At 64.2% G+C, this 472-nt stretch carries 1 protein-coding gene; it reads right to left on the bottom strand.

Annotated elements, in window-relative coordinates; translation table 11 throughout:
- The coding region (locus ACZ92H_RS29460; protein WP_465052399.1) for a ShlB/FhaC/HecB family hemolysin secretion/activation protein at positions 1-472 on the bottom strand (472 nt) is incomplete at both ends.

The raw sequence follows: 472 nt of genomic DNA on the forward strand, positions 1-472 counted from the left end.
AGCTTGTGCGCGTAGTACGCTTTCAGCACCAGCGCATTGGCGCCCGTCCACGTCACGCCCACGCCGGCGCCGCTCAGGGTGCGGCGGTTCTCGCCCGCGCTCCAGGCATCGCGGTTCAGCTTGACGGTACCCGTGTCGGCAAACGCCAGCACCTGCAGCTGACCCGGAAAGGCCGTGAACGCCGTCACGTTCTGGCGCAGCTCCACATTCAGCACATAGCCCTGGTCGCCGTACGCCTCGCCACCCGGGTAGGCGCGCACGCCGCCGACGCCGCCAATGCCCATCTTTTCCGACACATCGAGGTTTTTCGATGCCATCTGGCCACTGACAATGCCGAACAAGCTCGTCTCGCCGCCCAGGCTTTGCACGCGCGCCGCATTGAAACCGACTTTATTGAAGTGGCCATTGCTCTTCACCGTCAACTGGTCGATCAGCAGCGCCACCGGCGTCTGGATATCGATCTTGCCGGTGG

The organism is Janthinobacterium foliorum (assembly GCF_978021625.1).